Below are 5007 nucleotides of genomic sequence, written 5' to 3' on the forward strand. Positions count from 1 at the left end.
CCGCCATTGGCTTTGTGTGGCCGTTCATGATTGTAAAACCATAACCACTTTGTTGCATAGTCTTGTACCTCATCCAGTGTTTCAAAGAGGTGTTTACTCACCCAGCTATACCTGATCGTGCGATTGTGACGCTCAATATAGGCATTCTGCTGTGGATTGCCTGGTTGAATGTATTCGATACGTATTTCGTTCTTTAACGCCCAATTTGTGAACTCATGGCTGATAAATTCAGGGCCATTATCACAACGGATTACCAGCGGCTTGCCTCGCCATTCAATCAACTGATTAAGCGACCGTATGACCCGCATTGAAGGTAAGGAGAAACCTGCTTCAATCGTTAGGCCTTCACGTCTGAAATCATCGATCACATTAAATAGCCGATAGTTCCTGCCATCAGACAACTGGTCGTGCATAAAATCGATTGACCAGACTTGGTTTGAGCGTAACGGTTGCTTTAATGGTTCGGGTTTATGCCGTTTAAGCCTTCTACGAGGTCGTATCCTCAGATTTAATGCTAGATCACAATAGATACGATAGACCCTTTTGTGATTCCAGGGAAAGCCTTTCACGTTACGTAGGTAATCAAAACATAAACCAAAACCCCAATCCGTTTCTTTATCAGTCAGACGAATCAACCAGTCTGAAATTTCTGTATTTTCAGAAACCAGCTTAGGTTCGTAGCGATAACAGGTTTCGTTAATGCCGAACGCTAAACATACCTGCCTGATACTGATGCCTTTAGCAGCAACTATATGTTGTGCCATCTCCTTGCGTTGAGACGGCTTCACCACTTTTTTTGTAAAGCTTCTTGAACAATCTCCGCCTTGAGCCTTTCTTCTGCATACATCTTCTTTAAGCGACGGTTTTCTTCCTCTAGCTCCTTCATGCGAGCCATTAAGGATGCATCCATACCGCCGAATTTTGCGCGCCATTTATAGAATGAAGCTGAACTCATGCCGTGTTCACGACACAGTTCGGGGATGGGTGTACCTGCTTCAGCTTGTTTAAGAATCGCCATGATCTGGCTGTCGGTGTAACGTGATTTTTTCATTTGAATCTCCTGCGTATAGATTACGAGAAAATTCTACTTTTGCGCACCATTATTTTTCGGGGGGATTACCAAACAAAGCAGCCAATTGGCTGCTTTTCTAGTTCGATCCAGGTTCAAGAAATGTCCGCTTTGTGCCAAAAGCGGACCAAATGTGAATGGATTTACTTCTTAATAAAAAGACTTCCAGTATTTTGTTTTAGCGCGTTAATAGTTACTGATGAGTATTGAGAGTTGTTACCAGCGTCAATAGGATTGTCCAATGTGGTAATGACAATGTCGTAGTACAATTTATAACCGGCTGCATAAGACTACGGTTCTTATTTTTGAAGACTTAACAGAACGCATTCAGTAGAATATTCATCACAGAAGTAATAGGTGGGATATACGTTCATCTAGGGAGATTCAGCATGGCGAACGGTAAAGTATTAAGACAGCTAATCAAAGCAGGTGCTAGTGGTGATTCTGAAGCTTTTCGTCGGGTATCAGAATCTATTATTGAAGGCGAAAGACAGAAACAGCACCACCTTCTAGCTAATGATCTCGAGCAGATTCTTTACGGTGAACACCTGCAGCCATCAAAATCCCAAGGCCCTCTCATTGATAACACGCCGGTTGATAGCGAAAGAGGCTTTTCCCTCGTTGATCTCAAAACACCTCAGAGAGCACTAGAGGAAATCATACTCCCTGAATCAGTTATTCACACCATAGAGGAATTGCTAGAGGAACATCGTCGAAGCGATACGCTTCGTAGCTTTGGTCTAAAAGCTTCTAATAAGGTAATGTTCTATGGACCTCCTGGATGCGGTAAAACACTTACAGCAGAGGTTATAGCATACGAGCTTAATAGCCCGTTAGCGGTTGTGCGACTCGACGCTCTTGTTTCTTCTTTTCTCGGTGAGACCGCTGCTAATTTGCGTAAAGTCTTCGACTTCATCGCAGAGCATCAATTAGTAGTGCTATTTGACGAATTTGACGCTATTGGCAAAGAACGCAGTGATAGTGGCGAGCATGGAGAACTTCGTAGAGTAGTGAACTCAGTATTACAAATGATTGATGCTTATCAAGGTAAGAGCTTGATCTTAGCCGCTACTAATCATGAGCAAATACTGGATACTGCTATCTGGCGGAGATTCGATGAAATCATTGAGATTCCTCTTCCAAATGAAACTCAGCTTTCTCAACTACTTCAGCTCAAGCTGAGGGGCGTTCGACGACAATTCGAACTGGATGATAAAGATTTAATTAGCAAGCTTAAAGACCGAAGTGGTGCTGATATTGAGCGTATAGTACGCCGGGCTACCAAACGTATGATTTTGCGAAGCCAAGAATTCATAACGATTAAAGACTTGGATAACGCTATCGCAAGGGAAAAGCGTCGATAAATACCAAAGGGATTATAAATGGCTGACGAATTCAAACATATTGCTATACAAAAAGAGACAAAATCAAACGATAGAAGAACAAGAAAATTCAACATTCCCGCTCCGAAGAGAGATAATTTACGGTCTCATGGACAAAAGCTAAATGCTTTTTTTGCGCAAGCAAAACAAACAGCCGAACAACAAATACCTTCATCTGATGGACGCCGTGTACTAAAGCTAAGTTACGACGGACCACTTACCTTTGAAAACTTAAAATCTCACGGTGTTGAATTTATAAGCCAAGAAGATAAACAATTATGCATTGTTTTCGCAGATGAAGAGGGATTGGCTACATTTGCAGATCATTTAGAACGACTCGGTGTAAACGATGACGACATCACTTATAAAAATATTCTTGAAGCCTTAAATGGAATAGATAACTGGACGCCAGCTGATCGCGAGAGCTGGGCAATTCAAAATAAAGGACTCCCAAATACGGAAACCTTTAAACTAGACATTGAACTTTGGCCAATAAAAGCCGCTAATCACCCTAACCGAAAAATCATTTGTGATAGATTCGAAAAATGGCTAGCTGAGCAGAACATTCAACGCATAGACAAGCTAAACTTAGATAGCCTTGTAATGTATCGTGTCCAAGTTACAACAGAAAAAGTTGATCTACTTCTGAATCATAGCGATATTCGTATTGTTGACCTTACTCCTGATACAGGTATTAGCTATCAACAATTGAACAGAGATATAAACCAGATACCACAAAATCTACCTCCCCCTGATTCTAATGCAGCCAAGATTTGTATACTAGATAGCGGCATTACAACAAACCATCCTCTTTTAGCACCAGCAATAGCTGAAAGCGCATCCTTTGTTGAAGGTGAAGATGAGTTCGATGAAAATGGCCACGGAACTGCTGTGGCAGGAATTGCGCTATATGGAGACTTAGAAGCATGCGATAGTAGCAATTTTTGGAAACCTTCATTATGGATTTATAACGGCAAAGTTCTCGATAAAAATGCAAATTTTGATCAAAACTCTATTGAGAAAACATTAACAGAAGCTGTCGAGTACTTCGTAAACTTAGGCTGTCGCATTTTTAATTTGTCTCTTGGAAATCAAAACGCTCCATATGATGGCAAACATATTCGAGGCATTTCTTATGTATTAGATAGCCTTACGCGTAAATGCAATGCTCTATTCATTGTTTCAACAGGAAATTTTACTGGCAGTGAAGAACCTCCTGTTCCAAGAAATAGTTGGCGTGATGAATACCCTGAGTACCTTTTAGATAAAGAAAGCATAATTATCGATCCAGCCCCTGCGCTCAACGTTCTGACAGTTGGTGCTGTCGCAAGACATAACGCTACACTTGATGAACTAAGGTATCCTGAAATATCACAACTATCACCAGCTCAAGAAAATCAGCCATCGCCTTTTACTCGACATGGACCATCAGTCAACGGAGCCCTAAAACCTGACTTAATGGCTACGGGTGGAAATCTAGCTTCTCCTATAAGACAAGATAACCAGCAGTGGCAAGCAGAGATGCGAGGCTTAGGTGTATTAACATGCAACAGTAAGTTTTCAGGAAACACCCTATATAAAGAAATCTGTGGGACTAGCTTTGCCGCGCCATATATATCCCACTTAGCAGGGCGACTTTTGAACGAATACCCAGATGCTTCAGCAAATTTGCTTCGTGCCCTACTTGTAAATCACGCGAACCTTCTTCAAGAAAGCCAAAGCATATTTAGTAAAGAAGAAATTCAAGCTTACAAAAAAAACAATTCTAATCGTGACATGACAAGAGACATATCGGGATATGGAACTGTTCATGAAGAAACACTCTATCGATCTGGCGAAGACTCAGTCGTGCTAATAGCAGAAGACAGTATTAAAAATGACTGCCATCAATTTTTTGAACTTCCACTTCCCGAAGATTTCTTGAGATCTAAAAAAGCGCTCCGTGAACTAAGAGTCACACTAGCCTACTCTCCCCCGGTGCGTACAACTCGTTTGGACTACAGAGCAACACGTCTTAAGTTCAACCTAGTCAAAGGTTCTTCAATAGAAGAAGTTGAAAAGCACTTTGACAACCGGAAGAAGAAAGAGGTGGCTACTTTAGATGAAGCAACTACTCAAAATAGAACAATAACCAGCGAACAACGTTCTAAAGGAACCATTCAATCCTCATACTGGAAATTAAAACAGCTATCACCTAAGCATAAATGGTTTGTAGTTGTTACTCGGCAAGATTATGAATGGGGTAAAGATATATGTTCTGAAGAAGAGAAATACGCGTTAGTGATAACAGCGACAGACCGGGAAAACGAAACTGCCCAGCTATATACGCAGATCACCCAAAAGCTTCGAGAGAAGGAACGGATACGTAATCAAGCATAGAGATCTTACAGAAGATTAATTATCTCCGCCTTAAACGATTGTTAAGGCGGTATCGTATCGCATAACTTCCTTATAAAAATATTGGTTTGTCATCATTAACATACGTACGCTATTTAATAATAGCGACATTAAAAAATCGTTTATGTCTGCTTCTGGCACAGGCCGTGTGAAAACTAA

General features: G+C 41.0%; 3 protein-coding genes. 2 read left to right on the top strand and 1 reads right to left on the bottom strand.

Annotation, left to right across the window (positions count from 1 at the left end):
• Window positions 1-1051 (bottom strand): IS3 family transposase gene (locus B4K11_RS15410; protein ID WP_292959455.1). Its coding sequence is split into 2 segments (ribosomal slippage), with 1052 coding nucleotides annotated over them: window positions 1-799 and window positions 799-1051; the frame shifts between segments, so codons are not numbered across the junction. This gene is flagged as partial in the annotation.
• A 407-nt stretch (window positions 1052-1458) separates the two neighbouring features.
• Here B4K11_RS15410 and B4K11_RS15415 point away from each other — a divergent pair.
• On the top strand, window positions 1459-2433 hold the full coding sequence (locus B4K11_RS15415) for an AAA family ATPase (RefSeq protein WP_292951990.1): 975 nt from the start codon (window positions 1459-1461) through the stop codon (window positions 2431-2433).
• Between the two features lie 18 nt (window positions 2434-2451).
• The gene (locus B4K11_RS15420) at window positions 2452-4830 is read left to right on the top strand and encodes a S8 family peptidase (protein WP_292951987.1); all 2379 of its coding nucleotides are present in this window, start codon (window positions 2452-2454) and stop codon (window positions 4828-4830) included.
• The last annotated feature ends 177 nt before the right edge of the window (window positions 4831-5007 follow it).

The sequence above is a fragment of the Neptuniibacter sp. UBA6509 genome, from assembly GCA_002435145.1.
Lineage (GTDB): Bacteria > Pseudomonadota > Gammaproteobacteria > Pseudomonadales > Balneatricaceae > Neptuniibacter.